This is a genomic window from Salinicoccus luteus DSM 17002 (assembly GCF_000712035.1).
Classification (GTDB): domain Bacteria; phylum Bacillota; class Bacilli; order Staphylococcales; family Salinicoccaceae; genus Salinicoccus; species Salinicoccus luteus.
Genome location: NZ_JONV01000007.1, coordinates 25,147 through 42,811 on the forward strand (window position 1 = coordinate 25,147; position 17,665 = coordinate 42,811).

The following is a 17,665-nucleotide window of genomic DNA, read 5'->3' on the forward strand; positions in this document are numbered from 1 at the left end:
TATTATGCGTGTTTCGATACATCCAGTCGATTGATTGCACGACGCAATGCCAATTCAGCACGATACCTGTCGACTTTTTCGTCGCGCTCCTGCTGAAGCAGAGCTTCAGCACGCGCTTTCGCTTCCTTGGCACGCTCTGTATCGATATCCTCTGCGAACTCGCCAGCCTGTACCAATACTGAAACCTTTTCAGGACGTATTTCTACAAAGCCATCTGTCACTGCAAAGTATTCGAACTGGCCGTCTACCTTTGCTCGCAGACTGCCAATCTTCAGTGCAGCAACCGTCGGGACGTGGCCGGCCATGACACCGATCTCACCCTGTTTGGTCTGGAGTATAATAATTTCACAGTCCTCTTCAGTGAATACGGAACCGTTTGGTGTAACTACATCCAGTGCAATTGTACTCATTTGCTAACCCTCCCGATTTTAGACTTCTACGCCCATCTCACGTGCTTTATCAAGCACATCGGAAATGCCGCCGACGAGACGGAATGCATCTTCCGGGATATGATCGTATTTGCCGTCAAGTATCTCCCTGAAGTCGCTGACAGTCTGTTCAACTGGAACATAGGAGCCTTTTTGGCCTGTGAACTGCTCAGCAACGTGGAAGTTCTGGGAAAGGAAGAACTGTATGCGGCGCGCACGTGATACTGTTCTCTTATCATCTTCGGACAGCTCATCCATACCGAGGATCGCAATGATATCCTGAAGTTCACGATACTTCTGGATTGTCGCTTGGACGCCACGTGCGACCTCATAGTGCTCTTCGCCGACAACTGCTGGTGTCAGGGCACGGGATGTGGAAGCCAGAGGGTCCACCGCCGGATAGATACCCATTTCGGAAAGCTTACGCTCAAGGTTTGTTGTTGCATCAAGGTGAGCGAAAGTCTGTGCCGGCGCCGGGTCAGTATAGTCATCCGCTGGTACGAATACTGCCTGGATGGATGTTACTGAACCAACACTCGTTGATGTAATACGCTCCTGAAGCTGCCCCATCTCTGTAGCGAGTGTCGGCTGGTAACCAACTGCCGAAGGCATGCGTCCCAGCAGGGCTGAAACTTCTGAACCCGCCTGGGTGAAGCGGAAGATGTTGTCGATGAAGAGCAGTACATCCTGTCCTTCTTCGTCACGGAAGTATTCTGCCATTGTAAGGCCTGACAGTGCAACACGCATACGTGCGCCTGGCGGCTCATTCATCTGGCCGAATACCATTGCTGTTTTGGCGATAACACCGGAATCGCTCATTTCATAATAGAGGTCGTTACCTTCACGTGTACGTTCCCCTACACCGGCGAATACGGATATACCACCGTGTTCCTGTGCAACGTTGTTGATCAGTTCCTGGATGAGAACCGTCTTGCCTACTCCGGCACCGCCGAAGAGGCCGATCTTACCACCTTTTGTATAAGGTGCCAGAAGATCTACTACTTTGATGCCTGTCTCAAGGATTTCAACATTTGTTGTCAGGTCTTCGAACTTCGGTGCCTGACGGTGAATCGGATCTCTTCTTTCAGATTCAGGGATCGCTTCTCCAAGATCGATATGCTCACCAAGTACGTTGAATACCCTGCCGAGTGTCGCCTGGCCGACAGGTACAGTAATTGGGCTGCCTGTATTTGTAACTTCAGTGCCACGTTTCAATCCGTCTGTCGAACTCATCGCAATTGTTCTCACGACGTTGTCTCCGAGGTGGAGCGCGACTTCAAGAGCGAGGGCTTCTTTTTCTTTTCCTTCATCAAAGTTGATATAGAGTGCATTGTTCAGTTCCGGCAATTTGCCTTCTTCGAAACGCACGTCAACTACAGGTCCCATGACTTGAACCACTTGACCTAAAGCCATTCGATTTCCTCCTAGTCATTCTTTATTCAAGTGCAGATGCACCGCCGACGATTTCAGTTATTTCTTGAGTAATCGCAGCCTGTCTTGCACGGTTATATTCTAATGATAGATCGTCTACCAATTCTTTCGCATTATCAGTCGCAGCCTTCATCGCTGTCATACGGGCAGCGTGCTCGCTTGCTTTCGCATCCAATAGCGAACCATACACCAGACTCTCCGCATACTGTGGAAGGATGGTTTCAAGGATTGATTCCTTGTCCGGTTCGAACTCGTATGTGGCCAGGTTAGATACCTGTGTCTGATTCGTCGTATCCTCTTCGGATAACGGCAACAGTTTTCTTGTGGACACCTTCTGCTCAAGGACCGATACGAACTCGTTATATACGATATACAGTTCATCGATATCCTCGTTCGAGAACTGTGCCACCGACTGCTGCGCGATTTCCTTGACGCTGCTGAAGCTTGGCTGATCTTCAAGCCCAATACGATGGTTCGTAATGTTATACCCGCGGTTCTCCAGGAATTCGTATCCCATCCTTCCAATGACGAAGAGGTCATAGGAATCCGGATTGTCATTATGGTGTTCTCTGATCCTGCCGGTTATTTCCTTAATGATGTTCGCATTATAGGGGCCAGCAAGACCACTATCCGATGTGATGATGACATACCCGGTCCGTTTTACTGGACGCTCTCTCAGCATGGGATGGGAACTCGTGTTATCCCCGGAAGCTATCGCTTGGACAGCTTCCTGGATTTTATCCATATAGGGTTGGAACTTCTTGGCATTCTCTTCCGCCCGCCTGAGCTTGGAGTTCGAAACCATGTGCATGGCGCTAGTGATCTGGCTCATCTTTTTGGTTGATCCGATGCGACCTTTAATTTCTCTTAATGAAGCCATGAATTCACCACCTTATTCTATATTCATCATCCCTGATCTGAAGGATTGAATAGCTTTTTGAAGCTGTTTACTGCATTTACATATGCTTCATCGTCCGGAAGCTGTTTTGTTTCACGAATACCTTTAAGGAGTTCAGGTTCGTTGGAATCAAGCCAGCTGAGGAATTCATCTTCGAATCGCGTAACATCTTCAACTGGAATGTCATCCAAATGACCATTTACAAGAGCGTAGAGGATTGCGACCTGCCGTTCCACCGCAAGCGGCTTGTTCTCACCTTGTTTAAGCACTTCAACAGTACGCTTACCACGCTCAAGCTTGGCAGCTGTCGCTTCATCAAGGTCGGAACCAAACTGTGCGAAAGCTTCCAGCTCACGATAAGCTGCAAGGTCAAGCCTCAGAGTACCGGCAACCTTCTTCATCGCCTTGATCTGTGCTGATCCACCGACACGGGACACTGAAAGTCCGGCGTTGATTGCAGGTCTTACGCCTGAGAAGAACAGGTCGGACTGCAGGAAGATCTGTCCATCGGTGATGGAGATTACGTTTGTCGGTACGAAGGCACTGATGTCCCCCGCCTGTGTTTCTATGAATGGCAGCGCGGTGATTGATCCGCCACCGAGTTCGTCGTTCAGTTTGGCTGCCCGTTCGAGCAGACGGCTGTGCAGATAGAATACGTCACCTGGGTAGGCTTCACGGCCTGGTGGACGCTTGAGAAGAAGTGACAGTTCACGATAGGCTGCTGCCTGTTTAGTCAGGTCATCATATACGATAAGTACATGCTTACCGTTGAACATGAACTCTTCTGCCATGGATACACCCGCATATGGTGCGATGTAGAGCAGTGGCGCAGGCATTGAAGCACCTGCGGAAACCACAATTGTATAATCCATTGCACCATTCTGACGCAATGTTTCAACTGTGGAACGCACTGTGGACTCCTTCTGTCCAATGGCAACATAAACACAGATCATATCCTGGTCCTTCTGATTAAGGATCGTATCGATCGCTACTGTCGTCTTACCTGTCTGACGGTCCCCAATGATGAGCTCACGCTGACCACGGCCGATTGGAACAAGTGCGTCGATCGCCTTGATGCCAGTCTGAAGTGGTTCATCGACTGATTTACGGGCCATTACGCCAGTTGCGGGACTTTCAATCGGTCTTGTCTTCGTCGCTCCCATCGGTCCCTTGCCATCGATCGGCTGTCCCAGTGGATTGACTACACGGCCGATGAGTTCTTCCCCTACAGGCACTTCCATGATACGGCCTGTACGTTTGACTTCATCGCCTTCTTTAATATCATCATATGGACCGAGGATTACGATACCAATATTGTTTTCTTCGAGGTTCTGGGCAAGACCCAGAACGCCGCTAGGAAATTCGAGCAGTTCTCCAGCCATAGCATCATTCAAACCATGAGCAAGTGCGATACCGTCACCAACCTGGATGACTGTTCCCACATCAGATACTTTCATATCAGCTTCATAGTTCTCGATCTGGCTTTTCAAGAGAGCGCTTATTTCGTCAGCTTTAATTGCCATCAAATGTCACTCCTTAATTAGCTATTAGTACTTTCTCTGAACCGATTTTTCAAATCAGACAACTGTGTATTCAATGAGCCATCATAGACTTTTGTGCCAATGAATACGCGGATGCCGCCGATCAGTTCCTCGTTGACCCTGTTCTCTATAAGCAGTTTTGAAAGTCCCGTCTTTTTGATGAAGACTTTGCCGATACCTTCAATCTCCTCTTCAGAGAGTGGATAAACCGATTCTATCACTACATTTTCCTGGTTATAGTGTGCATTGTAATTCTGTATGAAATAATCATGGATTGCTTCAATCTCAGAAAATCTATTGCGATCCGAAAGGATGAGGAGCATGTTTCGGAGCGGCTCGGAAGCATTGTCAAAAGTCTTTGCTACCGCCTCCCGACGACTGTCCCTAGGAACCCTCGGGTTATTCATGAAAGTCAGGAAATCAGGAGTGTCCTGAACTGCTTTGACCACTTCGTCAAAATCTGCCCTGACTTCATCAAGCTGTCCGGCTTCCTTCACGGTGCTGAACAAAGCCTGGGAATATTTTTGAGCTGAGTTAGCCATTATTTACCCCCTGCTTCCTGTAGGTATCTTGCAACCAGATCTTTTTGATCTTTCTGATTGATTTCTTTTGAAATCATCTTCTCTGCAATCAGGACGGAGATATCTGCCACCTGATCGTTGATATCACGGATTGCTTTTTCTTTTTCCCGTTCGATATCCGCCTTGGCAGTTTCCATCATCTGGTTTGCACGCGTGTTTGCATCATGAATGATTGCTTCCTGCTCTTTTTTCGCCTGCTGTTTTGCATTATCCATCATTTCGGATATTTCAGCCTGCGTTTCCCTGAGCACTGCTTCGTTTTCTTCCTTAAGCTTTACAGCTTCCATCCTGCGCTGCTCTGCATCATCTATTTCCGAGTGGATCAGCTGTTCACGCTCATCCATGACTTTCTTGAGCGGTTTCCATACGAAGTATGAAAGTGCTCCGAGAAGTATGAGGAAAGTGAGCAGCTGTATCAGACTGTTACCAATTGCCGCCGGAACTGTGTCCGTAGCTCCTAAAATAAGAAATTCCACCTATGTACACTCCTTTCGCGAGAGTTTCATTCTGATTTCATAGTCGACATAATAAGAGGGCGAAATCTTGATAGAAGACTTCGCCAGATGTAACGATTCTTAGAACATGAACATAAGCATGAATGAAATAACAATCGCGATGATCGGAACGGCCTCAACAACACCGATACCAATGAACATGATTGTCATGAGTGGACCACGAGCTTCCGGTTGACGGGAAACCCCTTCAACTGTTTTGGATACGATAAGACCGATACCGATACTTGCGCCGAGTGCTGCAAGACCAGCAGCGATACCTACTGCGAGTAGATTCATCATAAGATATAGTTCCTCCTAAATATTTTTGAAAGATTGATTTGAATTATATATTAATGGTCATCGCTCACCTTATGGGATAGATAGACCATTGATAACATAACGAATATGAACGCCTGGATTGCCCCAATATATATTGAGAACCCTTGCCAGATCATCATCGGAATGAATCCTCCGATAAAGCCGATTGCTCCGGATGCCATTACCATTATCAGCAGGGCAAGCAGAATCTCACCAGCGTAGATGTTACCGTAAAGACGCAAGCCGAGCGTAAGGTTGTATGTGAATTCTTCGATGAATTTGAACGGTGCCATGAACCACACCGGCTGTACGTACGATTTAAGATACGCTTTCGTGCCACGCATCTTGATGCCATAATAGTGGGTCAGCACAATCATCAGGCTGGCCAGCGTCAGAGTGACTGAAGGGTCGGCCGTTGGTGACTTCCACCAGAGATCATGGTCATCATTAGGTGCTACAAAAGCGAAAGGCAGCCCAAGCATATTTGAAACAAATATGTAAAGAATCAATGTCAGGGCCAGGAAGTGGAATCTTCCTCCTTGTTTCCAGGCCATGTTGCCTGAAATAATACCTTTAACGAAGTTCATCAGTACTTCCATGAGTACTTGACTTTTCCCTGTCGGCTTTACTGCCAGGTTTCTTGTCATAAAGAAAGCTATCAGGAATACAATCAGCGATGATACAACGATCATCAGTGCTGTAGACAGGTTGAATGTAATGGGAAGACCAAAAACATCTATTGTCCACATCGGATTTCCGTGCTCCATTTTCTCACCTCTTTCACTTCGTTAATTCTTTAATCGCACGAAACAGAATCATGACATAGCTGAGCATAAGCCCGAGCGCTATGCCGAAAATACTGAAAACCTCCGGGAATCTCACCCAGAACAAACATGTAACTATCACAATCACAAGCCTTGCAATGGTGCCGGTCTTAATTTTTCCTTCCTCTGAATCGTAAGCCTTCTCGAGATTATAATACCAGTTCGACAGCAACAGAATGGACGCAAAGGTGCCTAGAGCAAATCCTGCCGCAAAAGCTGATGAAGTAAATAGATAGATGAGTAGGCTGATGATTAGAGGGAAAAGTAAAAACTTCAGGAAATGATGGGAAAATCGTCTTAAGAATGGCACTTTAAACACTGTCTCCTAGTGTATTCTACGGCTTTGATTGTAAACCGTTACATTACTCTTGTAATGATATCTGTTTGTATTTTTTATGTCAATATTACGGATGGATTTATTTATTTCGATACCAGTCCCGACATATTATCGACATAATTTCATACACCAAAACTCTCGGGCTTATCTTTCCTGATTCCATAATAGTATTTTATATTTTCACATATCCTCAAGGAGGCTTTTCCATCGCCATATGGATTGGCAGCTTCAGCCATCTTCCTATAGAGGTCATCATTCGTCAGGAGCTCCTTGGTCAACCCATATATGTTCTCCTTCTGGATGCCGGCGAGTTTGAGCGTTCCCGCTTCTACACCTTCCGGTCTCTCTGTCGTATCACGAAGGACGAGCACGGGTTTTTGGAGGGAAGGCGCCTCTTCCTGGACACCGCCTGAATCGGTCAGGATGATATGACTTTTTGCCGCAAAATTATGGAAGTCGAATACATCAAGCGGCTCTATAATCTCTATACGTTCATGATCAGACAGATACTTGTCCGCAATTTCCCTGACTTTCGGGTTTTTATGGATTGGATAGACCACCGTGACATCTTCGAACTCTTCGACGATTTCCCGTACGGCACTGAAGATGTTCTCCATCGGCATGCCGATGTTTTCCCTTCTGTGGGCAGTCAGGAGAATCACCTTATTGTCCTTGTGCTTTTCGATGATTTCACTTTCATAGTCCGCATTCACCGTCGTTTTCAAAGCATCGATTGCAGTATTGCCGGTGATGGAGATGCCATCCTCCTTCTTATTTTCCTTGAGCAGATTCTCCTTGGAGTTTTCTGTCGGTGCAAAATGAAGGTCGGCAAGTACACCCGTCATCTGACGATTCATTTCTTCAGGGAACGGCGAGTACTTGTTGTTGGTCCGGAGACCCGCTTCCACATGGCCGATGTCCACTTCGTTATAGAACGCGGCAAGGCTGCCTGCAAATGTTGTCGTAGTGTCGCCATGGACAAGAATCATATCCGGCCCTGCCTCTTTGATGATGGATTCCAGTCCGGCAATCACCCTGCCAGTCACTTCAGACAGTGTCTGACCCTGCTGCATGATGTCAAGGTCGTAGTCCGGAGTGATTCCAAAAATATCAAGCACCTGATCGAGCATTTCACGGTGCTGTGCAGTGACCACTACAATCGGCTCGAGTTCCGGGTCATTTTTAAGTGCCAGCACAAGCGGTGCCATCTTGATCGCTTCAGGACGCGTTCCAAATATCGTCATGATTTTCTTCATTGCTTCTTCTCCTTGTTATATCTATTTCGTTCCGAAAAGCCTGTCTCCAGCATCGCCAAGACCTGGAACAATATAGCTTTTTTCATTCAGTTTCTCATCCAGTGCAGCAATATAGATATCTACATCCGGGTGTGCCTCTTTCAGTACCTCTACACCTTCCGGTGCAGCAATCAGACAAATGAACCTGATCTTTGTCGCCCCACGCTTCTTGACTGCAGAAATGGCTTCGACAGCAGACGCACCGGTCGCCAGCATAGGATCGATGACGAATATGTCCCTCTCCTCTATATCACCCGGGAATTTGGCATAGTATTCTATTGCCTGCAGTGTTTCGGGATCGCGGTAGAGGCCGATATGTCCCACTCTGGCGGAAGGAATCAGCTTGAGTATACCTTCCTGCATGCCAAGCCCAGCCCGCAGTATTGGAACGATTCCAAGCTTCTTGCCGCTCAGCCTCTTGGCTGTAGTCCGTGTCACCGGCGTATCCACCTCGACATCTTCCAGAGATAGATCCCGCGTCACTTCATATGCCATAAGCATGCCGACTTCATCGACGAGCTCCCTGAATTCTTTTGTTGATGTCTTTTCATCACGGATGTAACTCATTTTATGCTGGATCAATGGATGATCCATTACTTGTACTTTGGCCATGTTTTTTCCTCCAGTTCTCTCAATTGTGCCGAAATAGGGGTACCCCTATTCCGGCATGGTCAATTTTATCTATATAGTGGGAATTTGGATGTCAATGCAGTCACTCTGTCTTTCAAAGTTTCATACTTTGTGCCTTCTTTGACAGCAGAAAGCGTTTCGGCGATCAGATCCGCCACTTCCTGCATTTCTTCCTCTTTGAACCCACGGGTTGTCATCGCTGGAGTGCCGAGACGGATTCCGCTTGTTACGAATGGGGATTCCTCATCGAAAGGAATGGTGTTCTTGTTGCAGGTGATGCCAATCTGGTCCAATGCCTCTTCCGCCTGTTTGCCTGTCAGACCGAAACTTTTCACATCGACAAGGACGATATGGTTCTCGGTACCTCCGCCTACGATGCGCAGTCCCTTCTCTGAGAGCCTGTTTGCAAGCGTCTTCGCATTTTTGACGACCTGCTCCTGGTATTCCTTGAATTCCGGATTCAATGCTTCTCCAAAAGCTACCGCTTTGGCTGCCAGAATATGCATAAGTGGTCCGCCCTGGATTCCCGGGAAGATATTCTTATCCACTTTTTTGGCATGCTCCTCCTTCGTCAGGATGAGTCCGCCGCGCGGCCCCCTCAATGTCTTATGCGTTGTCGATGTGACAAAGTCGGCATAAGGAATCGGATCCGGATGCAGGCCTGCAGCAACGAGTCCCGCAATGTGTGCCATGTCCACCATCAGGTAGGCACCGATTTCATCTGCGATTTCACGGAATTTCTTGAAATCGATCTTCTGTGTATAGGCACTTCCGCCAGCGACGATCATTTTCGGCTTGTGTTCTTTGGCAATATTAAGGAGCTCATCATAATCGATCACTTCGTCTTCTTTTCTCACACCATAATCTACAAAGTTGAAAAGTTTACCACTGAAGTTGACTGGGCTGCCGTGCGTTAGATGTCCGCCATGGTTGAGGTTCATGCCGAGGACGGTATCCCCCGGTTCCAAAACTGAGAAATAGACGGCCATATTCGCCTGGGAGCCGGAGTGAGGCTGAACATTGGCATGCTCTGCGCCAAACAGGGATTTCACACGCTCACGTGCGAGATCTTCCACAACATCCACATTCTCACATCCGCCATAATAGCGTTTATGAGGATAGCCTTCAGCATATTTGTTGGTAAGTATTGAACCTTGGGCTTCCATGACCGCTTCCGACACAAAGTTCTCTGAGGCGATCAGTTCAATATTGTTGTTTTGACGATCAAGCTCTGCTTCAATTGTTTCAAAAATTTTCGGGTCTTGTGATTCGATAAATGACATGTCTTCTCTCCTTAAATGTGTGTTAGTAGTGTGCGCGAGGACCTCCGATGAGTTTTGGTCTGGAATATGCAATGGTGACATTCGCTTTGCCGACTGTTCTCTGTTCCACCCTGAACGGCACAGCCACATGATGGATGTGCATGCCGATCAGCGTCTGACCGATATCAATTCCCCGGTCTGCAGCAGCATGTTCGACCACCACCGGCCGGACCAGATGATGATAGGCGTATTCACTCAGGCTGCCTCCGGCGGACCGGTGCGGTACGACACTGACCAACGGATAGTTCCGTGACCGTGCCACATCGTATTCCATGGTGATTGCGCGATTGATATGCTCACAGCCCTGGAACATGACATTCAGCTTGTGGCGGTCTCCCGCCTGTTGGAAGGCTTCGAATATGATCTCTGCCACTTCCATGGAGCTTTCCTTGCCGATATGGTGTCCCATGACTTCCGACGTGGAACAGCCTATCAGAAGGTCCTCCCCTTCTCTGAAGAATTCCGCATCCTCCAGCTGCTCGATCAGAACGTCCAGATCATTCTTCAATTTTGCAAACTCTTCGTTCATGTCTACCCCCCTCATACTCCGTATCCAGCCAGATATCCACGATATCATTCGCAAGTCCCGGGCCGATGACCCGTTCTCCCATGGCCAGCATATTGGAGTCGTTATGTGCGCGTGTGGCTTTTGCGGAAAAAGTATCATGTACGAGGGCGCAACGGATGTTCCTGACTTTGTTTGCCGTTATGCTCATTCCAATACCGGTGCCGCAGATCAGGATGCCCCGGTCATATTCTCCGGAAGCGACCTTTTCCGCCACAGGACGGGCAAAATCAGGATAGTCCACAGATGCATCGGAATCCGGACCGAAATCCGTAATGTCCACTCCTGCATCCTGAAGATTTTGGACAATGGAATTCTTGAGGTTGAACCCTCCATGGTCGGAAGCGATAATCACTTTCATATTCTTCACCTCACCTTCATTATATATTAAAAGCTTACATAGAAAAGTGGTCATCGGCAAATTACAGTCTGAATTTATCAATAAATCGCTTCATCTGCCGAAAAGCCCGTTCATAGTCCCCCGCGTCTCCACCGTAGGGGTCGATGACATCTTCTACGGTTCCTTCGGAGAACTCGCTGAGCATGTGCACATCCGCTTCAGGGAACCGGTCCTTCACTGCCATCTTGTGCGATTCGGTCATGACCAGCAGCAGGGCATCTTCCGCATCCTCTTCGGCCAGCTGCTTCGGAGCGGAAGGCGCTTCAAGATTCTCCCGATCGATTATCCTCTTTGAGATGGAACTGATGCCATCCGAGAAAACCATCAGGCCCCTCGATTCGAATTCTGTGCCTGCCGTACCGAACTTTGTTTTGGCGTAGCTTTCAGCCAGAGGGCTTCGACAGGTATTCCCTGTACAGACGAAAATGATCTTCATTTCAGATCTTCCCTTATTATTTCATTCCCGGTGGCCTTATAGATGCGGTTCATCAATGCTTCCGTCTCTTCATTTTTGGGGAACCCATGGATATAGATCAGATCCACTTCAGATTTATCCATTCTTCTGAGGGCTGCATACAGATTGCGCCCCGCTTCGCGGTAGTCATTCTCCCCTGTACACAGACTGATGAAGTAGGCATGTTCCGGTACATGATCCCGTGCAGCTTCCGGCGCAATCACGCCAATCTTCTGTCCCTCTTCAACCTTCAGGTGCGTGTTGCTCTTCACGCCGCCCTCGATTACAACCAGTGGCTGGCGCGGCGCATAATGCTTATACTTCATTCCCGGGGCGATCGGCTTCTCTGCCGAGCCTTCGTGTTTGCTGACGGTCTCCTTCAGTACATTCTCAAGTGCCCCTTTGGTGATGCTGCCGGGCCTCGCAATACGGTAGGGGAATTGGGTGCAGTCGAGCACAGTGCTCTCCAGCCCATAGGTCGCCGGATCGCTCGCTACCACCCCGTACACCTTGCCGTTCAGATCGTCGATGACATGACTGTAATCTGTAGGCGAAGGCTTGCCGCTCAGATTCGCACTCGGGGCGGCAAGTGGGAAGCCGACATTCTCGAGTATCGCGTGTCCCACAGGATGACTCGGCATCCTGACCGCCACTGAATCAAGTTCGGCCACGGTGTTGCCGGCAAGCATATTCCCCTTCAGAGGCAGGATGAATGAAATCGGTCCGGGCCAGAAATGCTTCATCAGCGTCCGCACCTTCATGTCCAGCGGCTCGGTGAAGTCCTCAAGCTGGTCCATGCTGTGTATATGTACAATGAGCGGATTATCGCCCGGACGATTTTTGGCTGCGAATATTTTCTGTATCGCCTCCGGATTCCTGGCATCGCCGGCCAGGCCATAAACTGTTTCCGTCGGTATGCCGACGACTTCCCCGTATTCCAGAGCCGTTTTGATTTCCTTCAATTTCTCATCTGTAGTCCTATCCTTCAACTGTTCCGTCCTGATCTCCCAGATTTTTGTATCCATGCTAGACCTCCCACCTGAAGTAGAGTATTCTGTCATTCCCGTTCATATCCTTCTTCACCTGCGGCATTACTTTCGGCCATCGGGCAGTGGCATAGTCGGCCAGTGCCGCCCCCTGCTTCCAGCCAATTTCAAAATAGACCATTCCTCCTGGATGCAGCACATGCTCCAGTTGATCTATCATGCTTTTATACAGGCCGAGCCCCTCATCTTCCGCAAAAAGCGCCAGTGCGGGTTCATGGTTGATGACAGAGTCCCCCATGTCATCCATTTCATTATAGCCAATATAGGGTGGATTTGAAATCACACAGTCCACTTTCATACTTTTCGCCATCAATGGCTCAAACAGACTTCCCTGCATGATTTTGGGGACCACCCCCAGAGTACGTGCATTTTCCTTTGTGATTTCGAGTGCCGCCCCGGAGACATCGGTAAGTATGACTTCATTATCATGCCATGCAGCCGCGAGCGTCAATCCGATGACTCCGGTGCCACACCCGATGTCCACAACCTTCCTTCCGTCATCCTGTTCCAGCTCCAGCACAAGCTCTACGAGCTCCTCCGTCTCATTACGGGGAATCAGCGTTTCTTTTGACACTTTGAACTTCTCGCCATAGAACCATGCAGAACCCACGACATACTGGTATGGTTCCCCGTTTATGATGCGTGCCAGCGCCCGTTTGTAACGGTCTTGCTCTGATGGCGGCACCTCACGGTCGCCATCCAGCAGAAAATCCGCCGTCCCCATGCCGAAGAGGTCTTCCAGCAGCAGCATCGCCGGACGTGTTTCTCCTCCGGATACGTTCAAAGAGGCTTTCGCCTCTTTGACCATCTCCCTATAGCTATAGGGAGGCATTATTCAATTCTTCCAGCTTGCTCGTCTGTTCTTCGATCGTCAGGGAATCGATGATTTCATCCAATTTCCCCTCGATGATCTGGTCGAGCTTCTGGATCGTCAGGCCGATCCTGTGGTCTGTCACACGATTCTGCGGGTAATTGTATGTCCGGATCCTTTCAGAACGGTCACCCGTACCCACAGCACTTTTCCGCTTCTCGGCATATTCAGCCTCGGCTTCCTGCAGCATCATGTCGTAGACGCGTGCCTTCAGCACTTTCATTGCACGCTCACGGTTCTTGATCTGCGACTTTTCATCCTGCGAAGTCACCACTGTACCTGTCGGCAGATGGGTGATCCGCACTGCAGAATCCGTAGTATTGACGTGCTGTCCACCGGCACCGCTTGAACGGTAGGTGTCGATTTTGAGGTCTTCGTTGCGGATTTCCACTTCCACATCCTCCACTTCGGGCAGTACCGCCACTGTCGCAGTGGATGTATGGATCCTGCCCCCGGATTCCGTTTCCGGCACACGCTGTACGCGGTGCGCCCCATTTTCGAACTTGAGCTTGGAATAGGCCCCATTGCCCTGGATCAGGAAGCTGATTTCCTTATAGCCTCCATGGTCATTGGCGTTCGCTTCGACGATCTCCGTCTTCCATCCGTTCTCTTCAGCATAGCGTGAGTACATCCTGAACAGGTTACCTGCAAAAATCTGGGCTTCATCGCCTCCTGCAGCTCCGCGGATCTCCATTATGACGTTCTTGTCATCATTTGGGTCTTTCGGTATGAGGAGGAGCTTCAATTGGTTTTCAAGCTCCGGAATCGCCTTTTCGGATTCGGAAATCTCCTCTTTGAGCATCTCGAGCATTTCCTTATCATCCGTTTCACCCATCATCATGCGTGATTCTTCAATCGTTTCCTTCTTCTGCTTATATTCCCTGTAGACTTCCACTGTCTTCTGGAGGTCGCTTTGCTCCTTGGAGTATTCCCTCAGCCTGTCAGAATCACTGACTACATCGGGGTCACTCAGCAGCTCGTTCAGCTGTTCGTACCGGTTTTCAATTATTTCGAGTTGATCAAACATGTAATTTTCACCTTTTCGTCTCTTTAATCTCGTCAATTATATCATATTTGGACACAAAAAAACTGCACTGGAGTGTAACTCCAGTACAGTTGTATACTCTTATTCGTTTGCGCTTTTGAAACCGAATTTTTTGTTGAATTTCTCAATACGGCCATCTGCAGACGCGAATTTCTGACGTCCAGTGTAGAATGGATGACATTCAGAGCAGACCTCTACTTTGATGTCTTCATTGTTTACTGAACCTGTTTCGAATTCGTTGCCGCATGAGCACACAACGTTGACTTTGTTGTATTCCGGATGAATTGCCTGTTTCATTATTTCCAGCTCCTTTGCCCTGAACCATCTGGCACAGAGTTTATTAGTGGTTTCCCACTTCAATACTTATACATTATACATGTTTTCCTGCAAAAAATCAAGGGGTGCGACTCAATCAGATGACGGGCCGGCCCGTGGACTGGGAGGACAGCATCCGTTGCCTCAATACGTCAAAGAACTCCTCGTTCGTACTGGTCTGCTTGAGTATCTTCAGGAAGCGTTCTGTAAAGTCCGGTGCATCGGTGAAGAGGTTCCGGAGCTGCCAGAGCACATCCAGTTCCCTCTTTTCGAGAAGGAGCTCCTCTTTCCTTGTGCTCGACCTTCTGATGTCCATCGCCGGATAGATCCGGCGCTCGCTCAGGCTGCGGTCGAGGTGCAGTTCCATATTGCCGGTTCCCTTGAACTCCTCATAGATGACATCATCCATGCGGCTACCCGTCTCCACAAGTGCGGTGGAGAGGATCGTCAGGCTGCCGCCCGCCTCTATATTCCTCGCTGCACCAAAGAAGTGCTTCGGCCTGTGGAGGCTTGCCGGATCCAGACCACCTGAAAGTGTCCTGCCACTCGGCGGGATGACGAGGTTGTACGCCCGGGCCAGTCTGGTGATCGAATCCATCAGTACGATGACATCCTCGCCCATCTCGACGAGGCGCTTCGTCCGCTCAAGCAGCAGCTCGGCGACCTTGACATGGTGTTCCGGCGGTTCGTCGAAAGTCGAATGCACGACTTCCGCATCTTCCACGGAACGTTCGAGATCCGTCACCTCTTCCGGACGTTCGCCGATCAGAAGAATGAAGAGCTTTGTGCCCGGGTGGTTCTCGGTGATTGCATTTGCGATTTCCTTGAGCAGGGAGGTCTTGCCCGCCTTGGGTGGCGCGACGATCATCCCCCGCTGTCCGAAGCCTATCGGTGTAACAAGGTCCATGATGCGTGTGGAGAGGTCCGTCGGTTTGTTCTCCAGTCTGATGCGCTCCTCGGGGTAGAGGGGGGTCAATGCCTGGAAGTGGGGCCTCTTTTTGATGTGCTCGGCATTGTGGTCATTGATGAAGTCCACCTGCAGCAGGCCGTAGTACTTTTCATTCTCTTTGGGACGCCGCACTTTTCCGGTGACCTTGTCCCCTTTCTTCAATTCGAACCTTCTTATCTGGGAAGCAGAGATGTAGATGTCCTTCTCCCCTTTTGAAAAGTTGACGGTCCGGAGGAATCCGTAGCCATCAGGCTGGATGTCATCCAGGATCCCTTCCATATAATAGTTCCCGTCCTTTTCCATTTCGGCCTCCATTATGGCAAGGACGAGTTCCTTTTTATTCAGGCGGCTGTAGTTGGACAGACCCAGCTCTTTCGCCCGTACAGTCAATTCCTTGGTATTGTTCTTCTTATAGAGTGCATCAAAGGACTCATACTTCAATCCTGTGGATTCTCTTTCAGCCATATATTCACTTCACTTTCATGTATTGGGGTTTGTGCTCTTTCAGAAGAGGATTTGGAGGGGGGAGATTTTAACCATTCCATATTCTACACCATTGTTTTACAAAAGGAAAGATGGAGACGGGCCGGCAGCCCGTCTCCTGAAAACAGCAGGCTCGGACTGCCTGGGCAGTCCGAGCCGATGTTCGTTATCAGTCCTCTTCCACTTCCTCGCGCCAGATTTCTGCGCCCAGATGGTCGAGTTTTTTGACGATGTCCGTATAGCCGCGGTCGATATGATTGACATTATGGATGGTTGTCACACCTTCAGCCGTCAGGCCGGAGATCAGGAGGCAGGCCCCCGCCCTCAAATCGCTCGCATATACATGCGTGCCTTTGAGTTCGGAAGGGAAGATGAGGGCCGAGCCGCTATTCTGCTCGATTTTGGCATCCATCCTCACCAGCTCATCCACATGCCTGAACCGTGCAGGGTAGATCGTTTCGGTGATTTTGCTCACACCGTCGGCCATGAACAGCAGAGGGGTCAGCGGCTGCTGGAGATCCGTTGCAAACCCGGGATAAACCTGGGTTTTCACAGAAATCGGCTTATATTTCTCAGGCTTTGTGATCGTTGCAAAGTCATCGCCGATTTCTATTTCCACACCCAGTTCCTCAAGCTTGGCAGTCAGTGATTCCATATGGGTCGGGATGATGTTGCGGACCGTGAATTTGTCGCCCACGGCCGCCCCGGTAATCATGTAGGTACCCGCTTCAATGCGGTCGGGAATGATGTTGTGTGTAGTGCCATGCAGCTTTTCGACACCATTGATCTTTATGGTATCGGTGCCGGCACCACGGATGTCGGCACCCATATTGTTCAGCAGGGAGGCCACATCCACCACTTCAGGCTCTTTTGCCACATTCTCAAGTATGGTCTTCCCCTCGGCACAGCTCGCTGCAATCATCAGGTTGATGGTCGCTCCAACGGAAACGACATCAAAGAAGATCTTTGCACCTTTCAGTCTGTCTGCAACCAGGTACATGGCCCCGTGTTCATTGGTCACCTTCGCTCCCAGGGACTCGAAGCCTTTGATATGCTGGTCAATTGGACGGGGACCAAGCGGGCATCCTCCAGGCAGGCCGATGACACATTTTTTGAAGCGTGCCAGCATGGCGCCCATCATATAGTAGGATGCACGGAGTGACTGTACTTTGGTGTTGGGAAGCGGCATGTTCTCCGCATCTTCGGCATTGATTTCGAGCGTCGTCCCGTCGAGCGCCGTCCCTATATTCAAATCATTCAGAAGGCTCATCAATGTTTTGACATCGGAAATTTCCGGAAGGCCTTCCAATACGACCTTCCCCTCTGAAGCCATCAATGATGCCGGGATCAGTGCCACTGCACTGTTCTTGGCACCGCTGATCTCCACTTCACCAGAGAGCGTCCTGCCGCCCCTGACTTTAATTACTTCTTTACCCAT

Annotated in this window: 21 protein-coding genes; all 21 read right to left on the reverse strand. The window is 49.3% G+C overall.

The annotated features are described in order from the left end of the window. Nucleotides 1-2 precede the first annotated feature (2 nt). Nucleotides 3-410, reverse strand: a complete 408-nt coding sequence (locus BO53_RS0102855; RefSeq protein WP_031545231.1) for a F0F1 ATP synthase subunit epsilon — start codon at nucleotides 408-410, stop codon at nucleotides 3-5. Nucleotides 411-428: 18 nt separating this feature from the next. After that, a complete protein-coding gene (gene atpD / locus BO53_RS0102860) occupies nucleotides 429-1,841 on the reverse strand; it encodes a F0F1 ATP synthase subunit beta (RefSeq protein ID WP_031545233.1) in 1,413 nt (470 codons plus the stop codon). Nucleotides 1,842-1,863: 22 nt separating this feature from the next. Next, nucleotides 1,864-2,739, reverse strand: a complete 876-nt coding sequence (gene atpG, locus BO53_RS0102865) for an ATP synthase F1 subunit gamma (RefSeq protein WP_031545235.1) — start codon at nucleotides 2,737-2,739, stop codon at nucleotides 1,864-1,866. A 26-nt stretch (nucleotides 2,740-2,765) separates the two neighbouring features. Then, nucleotides 2,766-4,280, reverse strand: a complete 1,515-nt coding sequence (atpA, locus tag BO53_RS0102870; protein ID WP_031545238.1) for a F0F1 ATP synthase subunit alpha — start codon at nucleotides 4,278-4,280, stop codon at nucleotides 2,766-2,768. 17 nt (nucleotides 4,281-4,297) lie between these two features. Then, nucleotides 4,298-4,840, reverse strand: a complete 543-nt coding sequence (atpH, locus tag BO53_RS0102875) for an ATP synthase F1 subunit delta (protein ID WP_031545239.1) — start codon at nucleotides 4,838-4,840, stop codon at nucleotides 4,298-4,300. Beyond that, complete coding sequence (locus BO53_RS0102880) at nucleotides 4,840-5,355, reverse strand: F0F1 ATP synthase subunit B (protein WP_031545241.1); 516 nt, start codon at nucleotides 5,353-5,355, stop codon at nucleotides 4,840-4,842. Before BO53_RS0102880 ends, atpH begins: the two co-directional genes overlap by 1 nt. A 99-nt stretch (nucleotides 5,356-5,454) precedes the next feature. Further along, complete coding sequence (gene atpE / locus BO53_RS0102885) at nucleotides 5,455-5,670, reverse strand: F0F1 ATP synthase subunit C (RefSeq protein WP_031545243.1); 216 nt, start codon at nucleotides 5,668-5,670, stop codon at nucleotides 5,455-5,457. Nucleotides 5,671-5,723: 53 nt separating this feature from the next. Next, nucleotides 5,724-6,458, reverse strand: a complete 735-nt coding sequence (atpB, locus tag BO53_RS0102890; protein WP_031545245.1) for a F0F1 ATP synthase subunit A — start codon at nucleotides 6,456-6,458, stop codon at nucleotides 5,724-5,726. 13 nt (nucleotides 6,459-6,471) lie between these two features. Next, nucleotides 6,472-6,834: an ATP synthase subunit I gene (locus BO53_RS0102895; protein WP_342665360.1), complete on the reverse strand. Its 363-nt coding sequence runs from the start codon at nucleotides 6,832-6,834 to the stop codon at nucleotides 6,472-6,474. Nucleotides 6,835-6,974: 140 nt separating this feature from the next. Next, entirely contained in the window at nucleotides 6,975-8,108 is a 1,134-nt protein-coding gene (gene wecB, locus BO53_RS0102900) for a non-hydrolyzing UDP-N-acetylglucosamine 2-epimerase (RefSeq protein WP_031545249.1), read from the reverse strand. A 21-nt stretch (nucleotides 8,109-8,129) separates the two neighbouring features. Then, nucleotides 8,130-8,759, reverse strand: a complete 630-nt coding sequence (upp, locus tag BO53_RS0102905) for a uracil phosphoribosyltransferase (protein ID WP_031545251.1) — start codon at nucleotides 8,757-8,759, stop codon at nucleotides 8,130-8,132. Between the two features lie 65 nt (nucleotides 8,760-8,824). Then, nucleotides 8,825-10,060 carry a serine hydroxymethyltransferase gene (locus tag BO53_RS0102910; protein ID WP_031545253.1) on the reverse strand — a complete coding sequence of 412 codons (1,236 nt, stop codon included), beginning with the start codon at nucleotides 10,058-10,060 and terminating at the stop codon, nucleotides 8,825-8,827. A gap of 22 nt (nucleotides 10,061-10,082) precedes the next feature. After that, entirely contained in the window at nucleotides 10,083-10,628 is a 546-nt protein-coding gene (locus BO53_RS0102915) for a TIGR01440 family protein (protein ID WP_031545255.1), read from the reverse strand. Further along, entirely contained in the window at nucleotides 10,597-11,025 is a 429-nt protein-coding gene (rpiB, locus tag BO53_RS0102920) for a ribose 5-phosphate isomerase B (RefSeq protein ID WP_031545257.1), read from the reverse strand. Before rpiB ends, BO53_RS0102915 begins: the two co-directional genes overlap by 32 nt. Before the next feature lie 61 nt (nucleotides 11,026-11,086). After that, nucleotides 11,087-11,500, reverse strand: a complete 414-nt coding sequence (locus BO53_RS0102925) for an arsenate reductase/protein-tyrosine-phosphatase family protein (protein ID WP_031545258.1) — start codon at nucleotides 11,498-11,500, stop codon at nucleotides 11,087-11,089. Beyond that, nucleotides 11,497-12,543 (reverse strand): L-threonylcarbamoyladenylate synthase, encoded by a 1,047-nt coding sequence (locus BO53_RS0102930; protein WP_031545260.1) that lies wholly within the window; start codon nucleotides 12,541-12,543, stop codon nucleotides 11,497-11,499. Before BO53_RS0102930 ends, BO53_RS0102925 begins: the two co-directional genes overlap by 4 nt. Before the next feature lies 1 nt (nucleotide 12,544). After that, nucleotides 12,545-13,396: a peptide chain release factor N(5)-glutamine methyltransferase gene (gene prmC, locus BO53_RS0102935; RefSeq protein ID WP_031545262.1), complete on the reverse strand. Its 852-nt coding sequence runs from the start codon at nucleotides 13,394-13,396 to the stop codon at nucleotides 12,545-12,547. Then, nucleotides 13,383-14,462, reverse strand: a complete 1,080-nt coding sequence (prfA, locus tag BO53_RS0102940; RefSeq protein WP_031545264.1) for a peptide chain release factor 1 — start codon at nucleotides 14,460-14,462, stop codon at nucleotides 13,383-13,385. The genes prmC and prfA overlap by 14 nt, the downstream gene beginning before the upstream one ends. Nucleotides 14,463-14,561: 99 nt before the next feature. Continuing rightward, on the reverse strand, nucleotides 14,562-14,777 hold the full coding sequence (gene rpmE / locus BO53_RS0102945; protein WP_031545266.1) for a 50S ribosomal protein L31: 216 nt from the start codon (nucleotides 14,775-14,777) through the stop codon (nucleotides 14,562-14,564). 115 nt (nucleotides 14,778-14,892) lie between these two features. Then, a complete protein-coding gene (rho, locus tag BO53_RS0102950; protein WP_031545268.1) occupies nucleotides 14,893-16,209 on the reverse strand; it encodes a transcription termination factor Rho in 1,317 nt (438 codons plus the stop codon). Nucleotides 16,210-16,396: 187 nt separating this feature from the next. Then, a complete protein-coding gene (locus tag BO53_RS0102955; RefSeq protein ID WP_031545270.1) occupies nucleotides 16,397-17,665 on the reverse strand; it encodes a UDP-N-acetylglucosamine 1-carboxyvinyltransferase in 1,269 nt (422 codons plus the stop codon).

Coding starts and splice junctions, on each gene's coding strand:
- BO53_RS0102910 (WP_031545253.1), bottom strand. CDS start 10,060: ATGTCATTTATCGAATCACAAGACCCGAAAATTTTTGAAACAATTGAA.
- prfA (WP_031545264.1), bottom strand. CDS start 14,462: ATGTTTGATCAACTCGAAATAATTGAAAACCGGTACGAACAGCTGAAC.
- upp (WP_031545251.1), bottom strand. CDS start 8,759: ATGGCCAAAGTACAAGTAATGGATCATCCATTGATCCAGCATAAAATG.
- rpiB (WP_031545257.1), bottom strand. CDS start 11,025: ATGAAAGTGATTATCGCTTCCGACCATGGAGGGTTCAACCTCAAGAAT.
- atpH (WP_031545239.1), bottom strand. CDS start 4,840: ATGGCTAACTCAGCTCAAAAATATTCCCAGGCTTTGTTCAGCACCGTG.
- rho (WP_031545268.1), bottom strand. CDS start 16,209: ATGGCTGAAAGAGAATCCACAGGATTGAAGTATGAGTCCTTTGATGCA.
- wecB (WP_031545249.1), bottom strand. CDS start 8,108: ATGAAGAAAATCATGACGATATTTGGAACGCGTCCTGAAGCGATCAAG.
- atpA (WP_031545238.1), bottom strand. CDS start 4,280: ATGGCAATTAAAGCTGACGAAATAAGCGCTCTCTTGAAAAGCCAGATC.
- atpD (WP_031545233.1), bottom strand. CDS start 1,841: ATGGCTTTAGGTCAAGTGGTTCAAGTCATGGGACCTGTAGTTGACGTG.
- atpB (WP_031545245.1), bottom strand. CDS start 6,458: ATGGAGCACGGAAATCCGATGTGGACAATAGATGTTTTTGGTCTTCCC.
- atpE (WP_031545243.1), bottom strand. CDS start 5,670: ATGAATCTACTCGCAGTAGGTATCGCTGCTGGTCTTGCAGCACTCGGC.
- BO53_RS0102930 (WP_031545260.1), bottom strand. CDS start 12,543: ATGGATACAAAAATCTGGGAGATCAGGACGGAACAGTTGAAGGATAGG.
- atpG (WP_031545235.1), bottom strand. CDS start 2,739: ATGGCTTCATTAAGAGAAATTAAAGGTCGCATCGGATCAACCAAAAAG.
- BO53_RS0102955 (WP_031545270.1), bottom strand. CDS start 17,665: ATGGGTAAAGAAGTAATTAAAGTCAGGGGCGGCAGGACGCTCTCTGGT.
- BO53_RS0102925 (WP_031545258.1), bottom strand. CDS start 11,500: ATGAAGATCATTTTCGTCTGTACAGGGAATACCTGTCGAAGCCCTCTG.
- BO53_RS0102855 (WP_031545231.1), bottom strand. CDS start 410: ATGAGTACAATTGCACTGGATGTAGTTACACCAAACGGTTCCGTATTC.
- rpmE (WP_031545266.1), bottom strand. CDS start 14,777: ATGAAACAGGCAATTCATCCGGAATACAACAAAGTCAACGTTGTGTGC.
- prmC (WP_031545262.1), bottom strand. CDS start 13,396: ATGCCTCCCTATAGCTATAGGGAGATGGTCAAAGAGGCGAAAGCCTCT.
- BO53_RS0102915 (WP_031545255.1), bottom strand. CDS start 10,628: ATGAACGAAGAGTTTGCAAAATTGAAGAATGATCTGGACGTTCTGATC.